This is a genomic window from Plantibacter sp. MDV22-iso1 (genome assembly GCF_058408345.1).
Map to the genome: position 1 here is coordinate 1,895,411 of NZ_JBZVDY010000001.1, position 14,906 is coordinate 1,910,316.

At 70.2% G+C, this 14,906-nt stretch carries 13 protein-coding genes; 7 read left to right on the forward strand and 6 right to left on the reverse strand.

Features of this window, described 5'->3' with window-relative positions; translation table 11 throughout:
• Positions 1-8: 8 nt before the first annotated feature.
• Genes AC4PMY_RS09120 through AC4PMY_RS09130 form a run of 3 tightly spaced genes read right to left on the reverse strand, consistent with a single transcriptional unit; the run spans position 9 to position 3,630 of the window.
• Entirely contained in the window at positions 9-1,646 is a 1,638-nt protein-coding gene (locus tag AC4PMY_RS09120; RefSeq protein WP_491622519.1) for an N-acyl-D-amino-acid deacylase family protein, read from the reverse strand.
• Positions 1,643-2,302 (reverse strand): bifunctional 4-hydroxy-2-oxoglutarate aldolase/2-dehydro-3-deoxy-phosphogluconate aldolase, encoded by a 660-nt coding sequence (locus AC4PMY_RS09125; protein ID WP_064293910.1) that lies wholly within the window; start codon positions 2,300-2,302, stop codon positions 1,643-1,645. Before AC4PMY_RS09125 ends, AC4PMY_RS09120 begins: the two co-directional genes overlap by 4 nt.
• A gap of 23 nt (positions 2,303-2,325) precedes the next feature.
• Positions 2,326-3,630 carry a type III PLP-dependent enzyme domain-containing protein gene (locus AC4PMY_RS09130; protein ID WP_491622520.1) on the reverse strand — a complete coding sequence of 435 codons (1,305 nt, stop codon included), beginning with the start codon at positions 3,628-3,630 and terminating at the stop codon, positions 2,326-2,328.
• 158 nt (positions 3,631-3,788) lie between these two features.
• Between AC4PMY_RS09130 and AC4PMY_RS09135 the strand changes: the two genes are divergently transcribed.
• From AC4PMY_RS09135 to AC4PMY_RS09150, 4 genes are all read left to right on the forward strand, one after another.
• Positions 3,789-4,838, forward strand: coding sequence for a sugar kinase (locus AC4PMY_RS09135; RefSeq protein ID WP_079000554.1), 1,050 nt, complete (start codon positions 3,789-3,791; stop codon positions 4,836-4,838).
• A complete protein-coding gene (locus tag AC4PMY_RS09140; RefSeq protein WP_071261505.1) occupies positions 4,835-5,608 on the forward strand; it encodes an IclR family transcriptional regulator in 774 nt (257 codons plus the stop codon). Before AC4PMY_RS09135 ends, AC4PMY_RS09140 begins: the two co-directional genes overlap by 4 nt.
• A 79-nt stretch (positions 5,609-5,687) precedes the next feature.
• Positions 5,688-6,092, forward strand: a complete 405-nt coding sequence (locus AC4PMY_RS09145) for a RidA family protein (protein WP_064293914.1) — start codon at positions 5,688-5,690, stop codon at positions 6,090-6,092.
• Positions 6,093-6,331: 239 nt separating this feature from the next.
• Positions 6,332-7,222: an EamA family transporter gene (locus AC4PMY_RS09150; RefSeq protein ID WP_491622521.1), complete on the forward strand. Its 891-nt coding sequence runs from the start codon at positions 6,332-6,334 to the stop codon at positions 7,220-7,222.
• Between the two features lie 116 nt (positions 7,223-7,338).
• Here AC4PMY_RS09150 and manD read toward each other — a convergent pair whose 3' ends face one another.
• The 3 genes from manD to uxaC form a co-directional block, all read right to left on the reverse strand.
• Positions 7,339-8,577 carry a D-mannonate dehydratase ManD gene (manD, locus tag AC4PMY_RS09155; protein ID WP_491622522.1) on the reverse strand — a complete coding sequence of 413 codons (1,239 nt, stop codon included), beginning with the start codon at positions 8,575-8,577 and terminating at the stop codon, positions 7,339-7,341.
• 80 nt (positions 8,578-8,657) lie between these two features.
• A complete protein-coding gene (locus tag AC4PMY_RS09160) occupies positions 8,658-10,118 on the reverse strand; it encodes a mannitol dehydrogenase family protein (protein WP_491622523.1) in 1,461 nt (486 codons plus the stop codon).
• A 5-nt stretch (positions 10,119-10,123) separates the two neighbouring features.
• Positions 10,124-11,542 (reverse strand): glucuronate isomerase, encoded by a 1,419-nt coding sequence (gene uxaC, locus AC4PMY_RS09165; protein WP_491622524.1) that lies wholly within the window; start codon positions 11,540-11,542, stop codon positions 10,124-10,126.
• Positions 11,543-11,726: 184 nt separating this feature from the next.
• Here uxaC and AC4PMY_RS09170 point away from each other — a divergent pair, with 184 nt between their 5' ends.
• Genes AC4PMY_RS09170 through AC4PMY_RS09180 form a run of 3 tightly spaced genes read left to right on the forward strand, consistent with a single transcriptional unit; the run spans position 11,727 to position 14,904 of the window.
• Positions 11,727-12,989, forward strand: coding sequence for an ABC transporter substrate-binding protein (locus tag AC4PMY_RS09170; protein ID WP_168223364.1), 1,263 nt, complete (start codon positions 11,727-11,729; stop codon positions 12,987-12,989).
• Complete coding sequence (locus AC4PMY_RS09175) at positions 12,989-13,963, forward strand: carbohydrate ABC transporter permease (protein WP_491622525.1); 975 nt, start codon at positions 12,989-12,991, stop codon at positions 13,961-13,963. The genes AC4PMY_RS09170 and AC4PMY_RS09175 overlap by 1 nt, the downstream gene beginning before the upstream one ends.
• Complete coding sequence (locus tag AC4PMY_RS09180; protein WP_491622526.1) at positions 13,960-14,904, forward strand: carbohydrate ABC transporter permease; 945 nt, start codon at positions 13,960-13,962, stop codon at positions 14,902-14,904. Before AC4PMY_RS09175 ends, AC4PMY_RS09180 begins: the two co-directional genes overlap by 4 nt.
• Positions 14,905-14,906: the final 2 nt, after the last annotated feature.

Here is a 14,906-nt window from a genome sequence, read left to right on the forward strand (position 1 = left end):
GGAAGCGGTCAGGCCGGGCGGCGGATCGAGCGGCCGGGGACGGCGTCGGTGCGTCGACCGTCGGCGATGACGGCGGCACCGTTCACGAACACCCACGGGATGCCGGCGGCCTGCTGCCGGGGCTCGGCGAACGTCGCGCGGTCGGCGATGGTCGTGAGGTCGAACAGGACGAGGTCGGCCACGGCTCCGACGCGGAGCACGCCGCGGTCGCTGAGGCCGAGGCGCGCAGCCGGCCGCGAGGTGAGGTGGGCGACGGCGTCTTCCAGCCCGAGCACCCCCTCTTCGCGGACGTAGTGGCCGAGGTAGCGCGGGAAGGTGCCCCAGGCACGCGGGTGTGGCTTCGCGCCGATCAGGATCCCGTCGCTCCCGCCCGTGTGGGCCGGGTGCACCATCATCGTGCGCACGTTGGCCTCGTCGCCGACGTGCTGGAGGATGCCGGTCGCGAGCCGGTCGGCTTCGAGCAGCGCGAAGAACAGGGCCGTCGGGTCGCCCGACCATGCGTGTCCCGCATCCTCGGCGGCGATGTCGGCGACGGTCCGCCCGACGAAGCCGGCGAGCTCGGGGTTCGCGACGCCGGAGATCTCGATCGTGGCCCAGTCGGTGACGACACCGTGACAGCCATCGGTGCCGAGCACCTCGAGCTCGTATCGGATCCGCGCCCGGACCTCCTCGTCGCCCAGACGCTCGATCGTCGCGTCCGGCCCGCCGACCGCCGCCCAGCTCGGCAGCAACGCCGACAGGGTCGTCGAACCCGGCAGGTACGGATAGGTGTCGAGCGTGATGTCGACGCCGTCCGCGATGGCGGCGTCGATGAGGGCCACGAGTTCGGCGGCCCGGCCGGCGTTGACGCCGAAGTTCATCGTCGCGTGCGTGAGGTGCAGTGCGCAGCCGGAACGACGACTGATGTCGATCATCTCCGCGTACGCCTCGAGTGCACCCTTGCCGTACGAGCGCTGGTGCGGTGCGTAGAGGCCGCCGTGCTCCGCGACGGTGCGGCACAGCGCGACGAGTTCCTCGGTGTCGGCGAACATGCCGGGCACGTAGGTGAGGCCGGAGGACATCCCGACCGCGCCCTCCCGCATGCCGGCGGCGACGAGCTCCTGCATCCGAGCGATCTCGTCGGCGGTCGCAGCCCGGTTCTCGGTGCCGACCACGAGCATCCGGACGGAGCCCTGCGGCACCAGGTAGGCGACGTTCAGCGCGGTCCCGCGGTCGACCCGGTCGAGGTACTCGCCGACGGTCCGCCAGGCGAAGTCGACGTCGTCGGGTTGCCCGTTCCAACCGGCGATCTGCTGCCGGACGATGGCCATCGTGCGGTCGTCCGTCGGGGCGTAGGAGAGCCCGTCCTGTCCGAGGACCTCCGTGGTGACGCCCTGCGAGACCTTGGCGAGGTGCTCGTGGTCGCGGAGGACCGCGAGGTCGGAGTGTGCGTGCATGTCGATGAAGCCGGGCGACGCGACGAGACCGTCAGCATCGATGATCAGGGCGTCAGCAGGTGCGTCGGCCTCGGCGGACGCCCCGATCGCGACGATGCGGCCCCCGTCGATGCGGAGCGACCCATGCACGCTCGGTCCGCCGGTGCCGTCGACGATGCGAGCGCCGCGGATGACCACCGCGCGCGCTCCGTCCGTCGGTCGCGAAGTCACGGCAGGAGGGCCGCCGCGGTGAAGGCGGTCGCACGCTCGGTGACGCCGGCCCAATCGGCCGCGGCGACGTCGGCCGCACCGACCACACTCGAACCCGCGGTCACGGCGGCTGCGCCGGCCTGGATGTACTCGCGGGCGTTGCCGGCGTGCAGTCCGCCCGACGGCACGAGCCGGAGACCCGGGAACGGACCCTTGAGGTCTTTGAGGAAGCCGGACCCCATGGCGGCGGCCGGGAAGATCTTCACCGCGTGGGAACCGAGGGACGCGGCGCGCATGACCTCGCTCGGCGTCATCGCACCGAGCAGGAACGGGATGCCGGCGGCGGTGGCGACCTCGGCCACCTCCTCGCTCAGCCCGGGCGTGACCAGGAACTGCGCTCCGCTGTCGATGGCGCGCTGTGCGGTGTCGCGGTCCACGACCGTCCCCGCGCCGATCACGGCCCCGTGGTCGCCGATCGCGTCGGCCGCGGCACGGATCAGGGCTTCGACGCCCGGCGTCGTGAAGGTGAACTCCACACTGCGGATCCCGCCCGCGGCGAGCGCCCGGCAGAGTTCGACCGGGTCGGGGATGACGGGCACGCGGACGACGGCGATGGCGCGGTCGGCGTACAGGGCGTCGAGGGGGTGCGGCGTGGTGGGAGGGGTCTCGAGCGTCATGCGGGGCTCCTGTTCGGTTCGGCTCAGCCGAAGGTGGTGGTGACGGCGTCGACGGCGCTCGGTTCGGCGAGACGGACGTCGTCGATGACCACGAGCGCACGCCACTTGTCGAAGGTGGTGCACGGGTGGGAGAGGCCCAGGCGGATGACGTCGCCGACCTCGACGTCGCTGCCGGGCGGCAGGGAGACGAAGGTGTGCTGGTCGTTCATGGCCGTGGTCGTCGCGCCCGGAAGCGGTTCGACGGTGGCGGATCCGGCGCGGCGGACGCCCTGCACCTCGGGGAGCCCTTCGTCGAAGGGGAAGTCGCGCTTCCCGCCGTCGACGAGCGCGAGGCCGGGCTCGGGGCGGGAGACGATCGTCGCCCAGCCGTGGATCGCGGAGCGGAAGTCGCCGGTGCCCTCGTGGCGGCCCAGCGGCGTGATCCCCCGGTAGAAGCCGTCGTCGTGGGTCACGTAGGCGCCGGAGCGCAGCAGCACGTCGACGGCGCGTCCGCGAGCACCGTCGAGGTCGCGCAGTTCCGCGAGGACCTCGGCGACCACGTCGAAGTAGGCACTGCCCCCGGCGGTCACGATGAGGGTCTCGACGCGATCGTCGTAGCGGCCGGCGGCGAGGAGCCCGGTGTGCAGCTCGGCGAGCGAGGTCAGGTAATCACGCACGATCTGCAGCGAGCCGTCGTCGCCGTGGTGCGCGAGGGCCCCCTCGTAGCCGCTGACGCCGGCGAGCGCGAGCTCGGGCGAGGCGACGACGGCCTCGGCGATCTCGAGCGCGGTGGCGTGGTCCCGGGCTCCGGTGCGGCCACCCGGCGCACCGAGTTCCACGAGCACGTGGAGCGGGCGACGCGGTGGCTGCTCGGCGAGCACGCGCGACATGATCTGCACGGCGCGGACGGAGTCGGCCCACACGACGATCTCGGCGTCGCCGCTGGCGAGGGCCCGCCCGACGGCGCGCAGGTGTTCGGGCTGTACGAGGGCGTTGGCCAGCATGATGTGGGGAATCGACCAGTCGAGCGCGACGGAGAGCTGCCACGGGGTCGCGACGGTGATGCCCCAGGCACCCGCGTCGAGCTGACGCTGCCACAGGGCCCGGTTCATCGTGGTCTTGCCGTGCGGCGCGAGGCCCACCCCGGCGCGGTCGCACCACTGGCGCATGGCCTCGACGTTGTCGGTGACCGCCGAGCGGTCGAGCGTGACGAGCGGCGTCGTGAAGTCGGCGAGCGCCGGTCGACCGGCGAGGAACGTGGCGGCGTCGGTCCCGACGGACGCCGGTGGGAAGCCCTTGAGGCTGCCGTCGAGCACGCCCAGTGCACCGGCATCGAAGTCGTCCGTCATGGTCTCCTCGTTTCGCGATCGAGCGCTGCACCCACCGACACCGTGAGCGTCAGACGTTGCGCATCTTGCAACGTACATTGCATCCGGCGCTACGTCTGTTCTAGCATTGCATCCACAGGCCGTCAACCGGACCCGGCCGAGACGCGAGGGGAACCGTGATGACGACGTCACCGTCCACCGTGAGCACGATCGGCGAAGCGATGGTCGTCCTCCTGCCCGAGGGCCAGCTCCCGGTCGCCGAAGCCCGCGAATACCGGACGGGCGTCGGGGGTGCCGAGTTCAACGTCGCCTCCAGCCTCGCGCGCCTGGGCGTCCCCACCCACTGGATCTCGCGCCTCGGCGACGACGGGTTCGGTGACTACATCCTCGAGACGGCCCGGCACGACGGCGTCCTCACCGACGCCGTCGAACGCGACGACCACCGGCCCACCGGCCTCTACGTCAAGGAGACGGTCGTGAGCGCGGGCGGCGACCGTCGACCGCGGATGCACTACTACCGCAGCGAGTCCGCCGCATCGCAGCTCGGCGCCGACACCCTTCGACACGAAGCGACCCGGGCGGCCATCACCGCCTCGGCCATCGTGCACACCTCCGGCATCACCCCGGCCCTGTCCGACTCGACCGCGCTGCTCGTGGGCGAGCTTGGCGACGCACTCCCCCGAGACACCGTCCTGAGCGTCGACCTCAACTTCCGGCCGCGACTCTGGGAGCGTCGCTCGACCGCCCCGCTGCATCGCCTGCTCGACCAGGCGTCCGTCCTGTTCCTCGGCGTCGACGAAGCGGAGCTGTTCTTCGGCCACACGGACGCCACCCGCCTCTTCGCCGAGCTGCCGACCCTGCGGCGCATCGTGCTCAAGGACGAGGAGAACGCCGCGACCACCCTCCACCGCGGGTCCGAGGCGGGCGTCGACGTGCGGTCGTTGTCGGTCGACGTCGTCGAGACCGTCGGTGCGGGCGACGCGTTCGCCGCCGGCTACCTCGCCGGGCTGGCCTCGGGTCGCTCCGACACCGCCTGCACGCGGCTCGGCCACGCGGTAGCGGCGTCGACGCTCGTCTGCCACGGCGACCGCCCCGAGCTCGTGCCGGACGCCCAGGGTGTCAGCACCATCGTCGAGGCGACCGATGAGGAATGGGCGTCGTGGCGCATCACCGCGGAGCGCCCACTGCCGTGGACCACCGTCGGCGCACACGGGATGATCGACGCATGAGCCAGTCCCTGTCCCGCGCGCTCGACCTCCTCCGCGAGATCGTCTCGGGCACCAACTCCCTCGACGCGCTCGCGGCGACGGCCGGTGTGCACAAGACCACGGTGCTGCGCCTGCTCAACACGCTCGAGGAGCACGGCTTCGTCACGCGCGACGCGTCGTTCCGGTACCACCTCGGGCGCGCGATGTTCGAGCTGACCCAGACCGCGCTCGACGAGCAGGACGTCCGCGGCGTCGCCGCTCCGCACATCCGGGCGCTGGGGGCGGCCACGGGCCAGACGGTGCACCTCGCCGCCTACGAGGGCGGCTCCGTCTTCTACATCGACAAGGTCGAGTCGCGTCAGCCCCTCCGCATGTATTCGCGCGTCGGCCTGCCGGCCTCCCTGTACGCGACCGGCGTCGCGAAGGTCCTCCTCGGCGGACTCGACGAGGCGGAGCGTCGACGCGTCGTCACGGGCATCGTGTTCGAGCGGTACACCGACAAGACCATCACCGACGCCGACGCCCTGCTCGCCGAGATCGAGCGTTCGACCGAACGCGGATGGGCCGAGGACCACGAGGAGCACGAGAGCTTCATGAACTGCGTGGCCGCTCCGGTCTTCGGGCCCGACGGCCGGGTCACCGCGGCGGTGTCGATCTCCGTCCCCACCATGGTGCTCCCCCACAGCGGCGTCCGCGCCCTCCTGCCGCAGCTCCTTGCCACCACAACCGCGATCTCCACCGAACTCGGCTACGCGCCACCGGCGCCCGCGGAGGCACCCGTCACCTCCTGACCTCCCACCCGTCCCGTCCCTGATCACCTACCCCGGTCCCTGAGCTTGTCGAAGGGCCACCAACCGAAGGACACACCCCATGACCGAACGCACCGCCATCTCCACCACCGACGCCCCGGCTCCCGCGCACACCTTCTCCCAGGGCGTCCGCAAGGGCAACTTCGTCCAGGTCTCCGGCCAGGGCCCCGTCGACCCCGCGACGAACGAGTACCTGTTCCCGGGCGACGTCGCCGCGCAGACCACCCGCACCCTGCAGAACGTCGAGGCCATCCTCGCGGCCGGCGGCGCGACCTTCGACGACGTCATGATGCTGCGCGTCTACCTCACCAAGCGCGAGGACTTCGCGATCATGAACGACGCCTACGGCGAGTTCGTCGGCTCGCGCGTCAAGGGTGGCGTCCTGCCCTCCCGCACCACGGTCTTCACGGGCCTCCCCCGCGAGGAGATGCTCGTCGAGATCGACGCCATCGCGATCGTCGACTGACGCACGTCCATTCGCCCGAGTTCGGGCGAACGAGCGTTCGTTCGCCCATCTTCGGGCGAACGGACACGTCTCGCCGGAGGCTGGTAGCGTGGTGCGCGATAGCGCCTAGGGTTCCGGAGCGACAGCTCGACTGGTCCGAGCGGCGCCACGGTCGGCGGCCAGCCGACGGCCGTCATCTGACAGGACAAAAGCCCGGAGGACCCTGATCGTCGCGCCCGCGAGGATCGGAAGGGTCTCACGTGTCTCTGCTCGCCGTCACCATCGTCCTCGCCGCCGCGGTCTGCCACGCGGCGTGGAACATCGTCGCCCACGGCGTCAGCCGGATCGGCATGCCCTTCCTCTGGTGGGGGGCCGTGTCGAGCACCGTGCTGTGGGCGATCGTCGTCCCCTTCACCGGCGGGCTCGGTACGGACGACCTCACCGGCTTCGCCATCGGCGTCATGGTCTCCGCCGTGCTGCACTACGTCTACATGCTCGTGCTGCAGCGCGGCTACGCCAGCGGACGCCTCTCCACCGTCTACGCCACGGCGCGCGGCACCGGCCCGACGATCAGCGTGATCATCGCCGTCCTCATCCTCGGTGAACGCCCGTCACTGCTCGCGCTTCTCGGTGTCGCGGCGATCGTGGTCGGCGTCGTCGCGATCGGGTTCGTCGATCGCGGGAGCGACCCGGCACCGGTCGCCGTCGACGTACGCGCCACGCGACGACGCATCGATCCGGCGGTCGCCTTCGGACTCCTGACCGGGGTCGCGATCGCGGCCTACACGATCTGGGACGCGCACGCCGTCCGCACGTGGGGCGCCTCGCCCGTCGCGTACATGGTCGGCTGCACCGCGGTCGAGGTCGTGCTGTTCTCCGGTTCGCTCGGTCGCCGGGCACGCGAGCTGCCGGCGGTCCTGCGCGCCCACTGGCCACGCATCCTCGCCTTCGGGGTGCTCTCGCCGATGTCGTACATCCTCGTGCTCGTCGCCATCACCATGGCGCCGGTCGCCCTCGTCGCGCCGATGCGCGAGGTGAGCGTCATCCTCGTCAGCCTGTTCGGTGCACTCGTACTCCGCGAGGGCCGACCCGTGCGCCGGATCGCCGCGGCGACCGTCGTCGTGATCGGCGTCGCCCTCCTCGCGGGCTGACCCGGCTCCGAGGCGTTCGCGAGCGCGCCCCTGTGACGTGAGCGCGGGCCTCCGGAGGGGCGCACTCACGTCACAGGGGCGCGGTCGGGTCAGCGCACCGCGCTGGCCGCGGGGGGTCACCAGTCGTGGACGGTGCCGTCGGCGAGGCGGTTGTAGGGCAGGTAGGCGCGCTGGTACGGGTACTTGCCCGCCTCGTCCACGTTCAGCTCGACACCGAGACCCGGTGCTTCTCCCGGGTGCAGCATGCCGTTCTCCCAGGTGTACGACTGCTGGAACACGGCATCGGTCTTCTCGCCGTGCTTCATGTACTCCTGGATGCCGAAGTTGTGGATCGCCAACCCCAGGTGCATCGCGGCCGCCATCCCGACCGGGGAGATGTCCGTCGGGCCGTGCATGCCCGACTTGATCTGGTACTGCGCCGCATAGTCCAACGTCTTCTTCAGATGCGAGATCCCACCCATGTGCGTCACCGCACCACGCACATAATCGATGAGCTGTTCCCGGATGATCTGCTGGTAGTCCCACACCGTGTTGAAGATCTCCCCGATCGCCAACGGCGTCGTCGTGTGCTGCCGCACCAGGCGCAACGCCTCCGGGTTCTCCGCCGGCGTGCAGTCCTCCAACCAGAACAGGTCGTACGGCTCCAGGCTCTTGCCGAGCTTCGCGGCCTGGATCGGCGTCATCCGGTGATGCCCGTCGTGCAGCAACGGCAGCTCCGGACCGAACTCGTTCCGCACCGCCTCGAACACCGTCGGCAGGTGACGCAGGTACGACCTCGTGTCCCAGTCCTCCTCGTTCGGCAGGCCGCCACGCTGCGCCGGCTCGTGGTCGTAGCGGACGCCGGTGTTGCCCTCGAACGTGGCGTTCGACGCGATGCCGTAGATCGACTGCAACCCCGGCACCGCCGTCTGGATCCGGATGGCCTGATACCCCTGCGCCTGGTGCTCGCGCACACTGTCGAACAACTCCTCGTTGCTCTTCCCCGACGCATGCCCGTAGGCGAGCAGCCCCGTCCGCGACGCACCGCCCAGCAACTGATACACCGGCATGCCCGCAGCCTTGCCCTTGATGTCCCACAACGCCATGTCGACCGCCGCAATCGCCGCCATCGTCACCGGACCCCGCCGCCAATACGCCGACCGATACAGGAACTGCCACGTGTCCTCGATCCGCGACGCATCACGCCCCAGCAACAACGGCACCACGTGCTCGGACAGATACGCCACCACCGCCAACTCGCGCCCGTTCAACGTCGCGTCCCCCAGGCCGATCAGACCGTCATCCGTCGTGAGCTTCAACGTCACGAAGTTCCGATCGGGACTCGTGACGATGACCTCAGCCTTGTCGATGTTCATGGGTACTACTCCTTCGTGCGTTGCGGCCGATGTGGCCGGGGTGGTTCCGACGGACTGCGGGTCGGCTGCAGTGGCGGGTGTCAGGGGTTCCGTGGGCGTCCGGTCAGTTCGTCGACCAGGTGCTCCAGCTCGGTGACGAGCTTGGAACCGCCATCCGGCTCCGAGTCGAGGAGGCGGGGATCGATCAGGCGCACGAGCGCCGCGGTCCGCTCCCGACCCTGGAACCTGAGCGCCTCGGCGACGGCGGCACCGCTCGCGTCACCCGGCCGGTCGTCGCCCTGGACGGCCGCGACCCACGCGGCGATCACGCGCAGGGACCCGGTTCCCGGCCGACCGGCGGCCCGTTCCGCGAGGAGGGTCGACACGATCCGCACCCGCAGCTTGGTGACCCCCTCGAGGGCGATCTGCTGCAGCCGGTGCTCGATGCGCGCGTTGTCGAAGCGCTCCAGGAGCGCGGTGCGATACGCCGTCAGCCCGAGGTCGTCCGGCAGGTGGCGCTCCGTCTCGTCCCAGTACTCGTCGACCCAGGCCCGGCACTGCTCGTCGCCGACCGCCTCGGCGACCGTCGCATGACCGCGCAGCGGGCCCGCGTAGGCGAGGAGGCTGTGGGCGCCGTTGAGCAGCCGCAGTTTGCGTTGCTCGTAGGGCTCGAGGTCGTCGACGAACCGGGCACCCGCAGACTCCCACGCCGGCCGCCCGGCGGGGAAGTCGCCGCTCAGCACCCAGTCGGTGAAGGGCTCGGTGACGACGGGAGCGGCGTCGGCGAATCCGGTGAGCGTCGCGGCCGTCGCTTCGTCGGCGGCCGTGGGACGCGGCGTGATGCGATCGACCGAGGACGAGACGAACGAGACCTCATCGGTGATCCACCGAGCGGTCTCCGGGTGGACCCGGTCGACGAGGGCGAGCATCGCGCGACGGACGAGCGCACCGCCGTCGGCGATGTTGTCGCACGGCAGGATCGCGATCGGACCGGCCCCGGCACGACGACGGGCTTCGAGGCCGAGGAGCAGTCTGCCGAGCGTCGTCGTCGGTCGGGCGTCGCGGAGGTCCGCCGGCTCGACGAAGGCCTCGGACAGCAGGGCGACGTCGTGCTCGACCGCCGGATCCGACGTGTCCGGCCTCCCCTCGGCATCGAGCCGGTACCCGGACTCGGTGACCGTGAGCGTGACGATGGCGGTGGTTTCGGCGGCGAGGAGGTCGTGGAGCCGTGCGACGTCGCCACCGTCCCGCGCCTCGACGATCGAACCGACGATCGTCGCCGAGTCGCCGTCCGCCGATCGCTCGACGACCGTGTAGAGGCAGTCCTGGGTGTCCAGATCGACTGCGGCCTGCGGACTCCGGCCGGTGAAGGCGGCGATGCCCCACTCGTGATCGGGGTCGGCGAGCTGGGTGTACCAGGCCTGATGAGCACGGTGGAAGGCGCCGAGTCCGAGGTGGACGATCCGGACCGGCGCCGACGGCAACTCGGGCAGCCGCGCGCGGGACAGAGGCGGGACCGCCTGCTCCCCCTGGGCTCCGGCAGCGCTGTCCGCGGTCGTCACGGTGCTCACAGTTTGAACACCCGTCGCGGCTGGTCGACGACGAGGTCGAGGATGATGCGTTCGGCCGTCGCCTCGTCGATGCGCCCCTCCCGCACGAGTCGCGCGAGGAACGACGCGTCGAGGCGCCTGGACATGTCGTGTCGGGCGGGGATCGAGAGGAACGCCCGCGTGTCGTCGATGAACCCCGATCCGCGTGAGAACCCGGCCGTCTCCGTCACGGCGGACCGGAAGCGCAGGACGGCGTCGGGCGCGTCGAGGAACCACCACGGTGCGCCGACGAAGACACTCGGGTAGAACCCGGCGAGCGGTGCGATCTCCCGCGAGTAGCTCGTCTCGTCGACGCTGAAGAGGACGAGGTGGAACCCCGGAGCCGTGCCGAACCGCTCCAGCAGCGGGCGCAGGGGGCGGACGTAGTCGGTGCGGACCGGGAGGTCGTGCCCGGTGTCCGGCCCGAAGCGGGCGAGCGTCGGCGCGTGGTGGTTGCGGTGGACGCCGGGGTGCACCGTCATGACGAGGCCGTCCTCGACGCTCATCCGGGCGCTCTCGAACAGCATGTGCGCAGCGAACCGCTCGAGGTCCGCGGCGTCGGCGGTCCCCGACAGCGCGCGGTCGAACAGCGTCGCGGCGTCCGCCTCCTCGAGTTCGATCGTGAGCGGCTGCGGGACACCGTGGTCGGCCGACACCGCCCCGTGCTCGATGAAGTGGCTACGGCGCCCGACGAGCGCCTCGAGATACCCGCGGTAGCTGGACTCCGGTGTCCCGTTCCAGGCGGCGAGTGCCGCGACCCGCTCCACCCACCCGGCCTTCGTCGGATCGAGGTACGCGTCGGGCCGGAAGGTCGGCAGGACGCGCCCGCTGAAGGCGGGGTCCGCCGCGAGGGCGGCATGTGCGGCGAGGTCGTCCATCGGGTCGTCGGTGGTCGCGAGCACCTCGATGCGGAAGCGGTCGAACAGCGCACGCGGACGGAACGCCGGCGCTTGGAGCGCCTCGTGGATCGTGTCGAAGAGCCGGTCGGCGTTCGCTCCGTCCGGCTGCTCCGTGACACCGAACTGCTCACCGAGGATCGAGCTCAGCCAGTACCCGGAGGCGGTGCCGGCGTACAGGTGCCAGTGCTCGCAGAAGCGTCGCCAGGCGTCCCGCGGCGCGGCGACGGCACCACCCTCGGCGAGGTCGGGCACGCCGACGTCCGCGAGCGAGAACCCGGCGGCGTGCAGCAGGCGGGTGACGTAGTGGTCGTGCCGGAGGAACAGCTCGGTGGCGTTCGCGAACGGGGTGTCCTCGACGAGGATCACCGGATCCACGTGTCCGTGCGGCGAGACGATCGGCAGGGCCTCGACCGAGCGGTAGAGCGCCCTGGCGACGTCGCGGGTCCCCGGGTCGGCGGGGAGGAGGCGGTCTGGATCGTTCTGCAGCGTCGTTGGCACGCCTCCATTGAAACCGGGAGACCTCCGCCTGTCAACCGATTGCCATGTCCTTCTGGCAATCGCTTGCCAGATCGACGACCGTCTGCGAGACTGATCCCGCTTCCGCCCGGAACCGTCGTGGTCCAGCACCACTGAAACGCTTCAGCGACGCGAGGAGCAGACCCCGCTATCAAAGGAGATTGCAGTGGCAAACAGCGTTCGTATCGGAATCGCGACCGCGGGAATCCTCGCCCTCGCGCTGACCGCGTGCTCGGGGCCGGGCGGCGACGACTCGGCCGACGGCCCGGTGACGCTCGAGTTCTGGGCCTGGGGCTCGAACATCGACAAGCGGGTCGAGGTGTGGAACCAGGCCAACCCCGACATCCAGGTCAACATCTCGCAACCCGCGAGCGGAGCGGACATGCCCGTTCGTGTCCTGAGCGCGGTGCGAGCCGGCGACGGCCCCGACATCGCGCAGGCGGAGTACACGCAGCTGCCGACCTACGTGTCGGCCGGCGTCCTCGCCCCACTCGACAGCGCGAAGCAGGACCTCGAGGAGGCCTACTCCCCCACGGTGCTCGAGAGCGTGTCCTTCGACGACACGGTCTACGGCGTCCCGCAGGATCTCGGGCCGGCGCTCTTCGTCTACCGGAACGACCTCTTCGCGCAGTACGGTCTCACCCCGGCCGCGAGCTGGGACGACTTCCGAGCCCTCGCGGAGCAGGTCCGCACCCTCGACGGTGACCGCTACCTCTTCAACTTCAGCTCGATCGACGCCGACCAGTTCATGGGACTCGCCCTGCAGAACGGCGCCCAGTGGTGGGACTACTCCGACGAGCAATGGGGTGTCGACATCGACAGCGCCGAGACGCAGGAGGTCCTGGACTTCTGGCAGGGCATGGTCGAGGACGATCTCGTGAGCACCTACCAGACCGGCAGCCCCGAGCAGATCGAGGCGACCGCGAGTGGCCGGGTGCTCGGCACGATCGCCGGCGCCTGGGCTCCCGGTCCGCTGCTCAACCAGTACCCCGACACGGTCGGGCTCTGGTCGGCCGCGCAGATCCCGCAGTGGGACGCCGCCGATCCGCGGGTCTTCGCCCGCGGCGGGTCGGCCAACGTCATCCTCAAGGAGAGCCCGCACTACGATCAGGCGCTCGAGTTCATCACCTGGCTGAACGCGTCCGATGAGGGCGCCGAGGGGCTCGTCGAGGTCAACAAGTTCACCGGGGCCCTGCACGGCCAGGAGATCGATCGCACGCCGCCGGAGCTCATGCCCGAGGACACCACCTACTGGCCGAGCGCCACGGAAGCGGCGTCGAAGCTCGTCACCGTGCAGTGGGGACCGAACACGCAGGTGGCCTTCACCGCCATCACCGACGAGCTCGGCAACGCCATCGAGGGGACGAGCCCGTGGGCCGACGTGCTCCCGAAGGTGCAGGACATCGTCGAGAAGGACCTGGCGGGCTGATGACCGCGCCGACCATCGAGCGGGACCGCGGTCGGACGGAGGACGATCCGACCGCGGTCCCCACCAGACGGCGCGTCTCGCTGACCCGCCCGCATCACCTGTTCGCCTGGGTGCTCATCGCCCCCGCGGTGGTCCTGTTCGTCTTCGTGTTCGTCATCCCGATCGTGTACTCCGGCGGGCTCAGCCTCATGGGCACCGCGGCCGGCGCGAGCGCGTACGGCGTGCGCGAGGAGGTGTTCGTCGGCCTCGGCAACTACACCAAGGTGCTCCAGGACCCCACGTTCTGGACGAGCCTCGGCAACCTCGCCGTGTACGCGCTCTTCCTCGTGCCGATCATGATGCTCACGGCGATGCTGTTCGCGCTGCTGCTCGACCTCCCGAGAGCCCGCCTCCGTGCCTTCAGCCGGATGGCGATCTTCCTGCCGTATGGCGTGCCGAGCGTCATCGCGGCGCTCATGTGGGGCTTCCTGTACGTGCCCGAGATCAGCCCGATCTACCAGCTCGCCGAGACCTTCGGCCTGCAGTTCCCGACGCTGCTGCGCGGCGACCTCGTCATGACGGCGATCATCAACGTCGTGCTGTGGGGCGGGATCGGCTTCAACACGATCATCCTGTACACCTCACTGCAGTCGCTGCCGAAGGAGCAGATCGACGCCGCCAGGATCGACGGCTGCAACGAACCACGCATCGCCTGGTACATCAAGTTGCCGCACATCGTGCCGGCCACGATCCTCACCGGGCTCTTCTCGATCATCGGCGCCCTCCAGGTGTACAGCGAGCCGCAGATGCTCTCGAGCCTCACCCCGGCCATCAGCTCGACCTACTTCCCGTTGATGCGGGTGTACCGGGACGCCTTCGCCCACGACGACCTCAACTCGGCATCGGCGGCATCCATCATCCTCGCCCTCGCCACGGTGCTGCTGTCGCTCCTGGTGCTCGGCGGGCAACGCCTCGCGGCTCGGAGGAACGCATGACCACCACCGCACGCACCGCGGAACGCGCGGAGGAGGACCGTCTCGCTCGCGAGACCGTCGTCCGCGCCGATCGCGGCCGCATCCGCAAACCGAAGGAATCCGTCAGCCTCGTCCACAAGCTCGGCGGAATCCTCCCGACGATCGTCCTCCTGATCGCCGTCCTCTACTTCCTGCTCCCGATGGTGTGGGTCGTGTTCGCCGCCACCAAGAGCACCGGCGAGCTGTTCTCCACGAGCGCGTTCACCTTCGGGTCGAGCCTCGTCGACAACATGACCGACCTGTTCGCCTACGAGAACGGCTCCTTCGCACGCTGGTTGGGTAACAGCTTCATCTACTCGATCGGCGGCGCTCTCCTGTCGACCGCCGTCTCGGCCGCCGCCGGCTACGCGCTCGCGCTCTACCGGTTCCCGGGCAAGAAGGCCGTCATGGTCGGACTGCTCGCGGGCGTCCTGCTCCCGACGATCACGCTCGCGATCCCGCAGTACATGCTCTTCGCGCAGCTGAACCTCACGAACACCTACTGGGCGGTGCTCATCCCGATCTCGATCACCCCGTTCGGGATCTACCTCTCCTACGTGTTCGCGCGGGGCTCGGTGCCGCAGGAGCTCCTCGAGGCGGCCCGGGTGGACGGGTCGAACGAGGGGCGCACCTTCGTCTCGATCGGCCTGCCGCTGTTGTTCCCCGGTCTCGTGACCGTGTTCCTGTTGCAGTTCATCGGCGCCTGGAACAACTTCCTGCTGCCGTACATCATGCAGTCGAAGTCGGAGCTGTCGCCCATCACGGTCGCCATGTTCCTCATGCTCAACCGTGGCGGCAGCGAACCGGTGCTCTACTCGGTCGCCATCGCCGGGGCGCTCATCGCCGTCATCCCCGTGGTGATCTTCGTGCTCGTCCTCCAGCGGTTCTGGCGCCTCGACCTCATCTCGGGGAGCCTGAAGTAGCG

What these genes read in the sequence shown, in the direction of transcription:
- AC4PMY_RS09135 (WP_079000554.1), top strand. Translation starts at nt 3,789, where the DNA reads ATGACGACGTCACCGTCCACCGTGAGCACGATCGGCGAAGCGATGGTC.
- AC4PMY_RS09125 (WP_064293910.1), bottom strand. Translation starts at nt 2,302, where the DNA reads ATGACGCTCGAGACCCCTCCCACCACGCCGCACCCCCTCGACGCCCTG.
- AC4PMY_RS09145 (WP_064293914.1), top strand. Translation starts at nt 5,688, where the DNA reads ATGACCGAACGCACCGCCATCTCCACCACCGACGCCCCGGCTCCCGCG.
- AC4PMY_RS09175 (WP_491622525.1), top strand. Translation starts at nt 12,989, where the DNA reads ATGACCGCGCCGACCATCGAGCGGGACCGCGGTCGGACGGAGGACGAT.
- AC4PMY_RS09130 (WP_491622520.1), bottom strand. Translation starts at nt 3,630, where the DNA reads ATGACGGACGACTTCGATGCCGGTGCACTGGGCGTGCTCGACGGCAGC.
- manD (WP_491622522.1), bottom strand. Translation starts at nt 8,577, where the DNA reads ATGAACATCGACAAGGCTGAGGTCATCGTCACGAGTCCCGATCGGAAC.
- AC4PMY_RS09140 (WP_071261505.1), top strand. Translation starts at nt 4,835, where the DNA reads ATGAGCCAGTCCCTGTCCCGCGCGCTCGACCTCCTCCGCGAGATCGTC.
- AC4PMY_RS09180 (WP_491622526.1), top strand. Translation starts at nt 13,960, where the DNA reads ATGACCACCACCGCACGCACCGCGGAACGCGCGGAGGAGGACCGTCTC.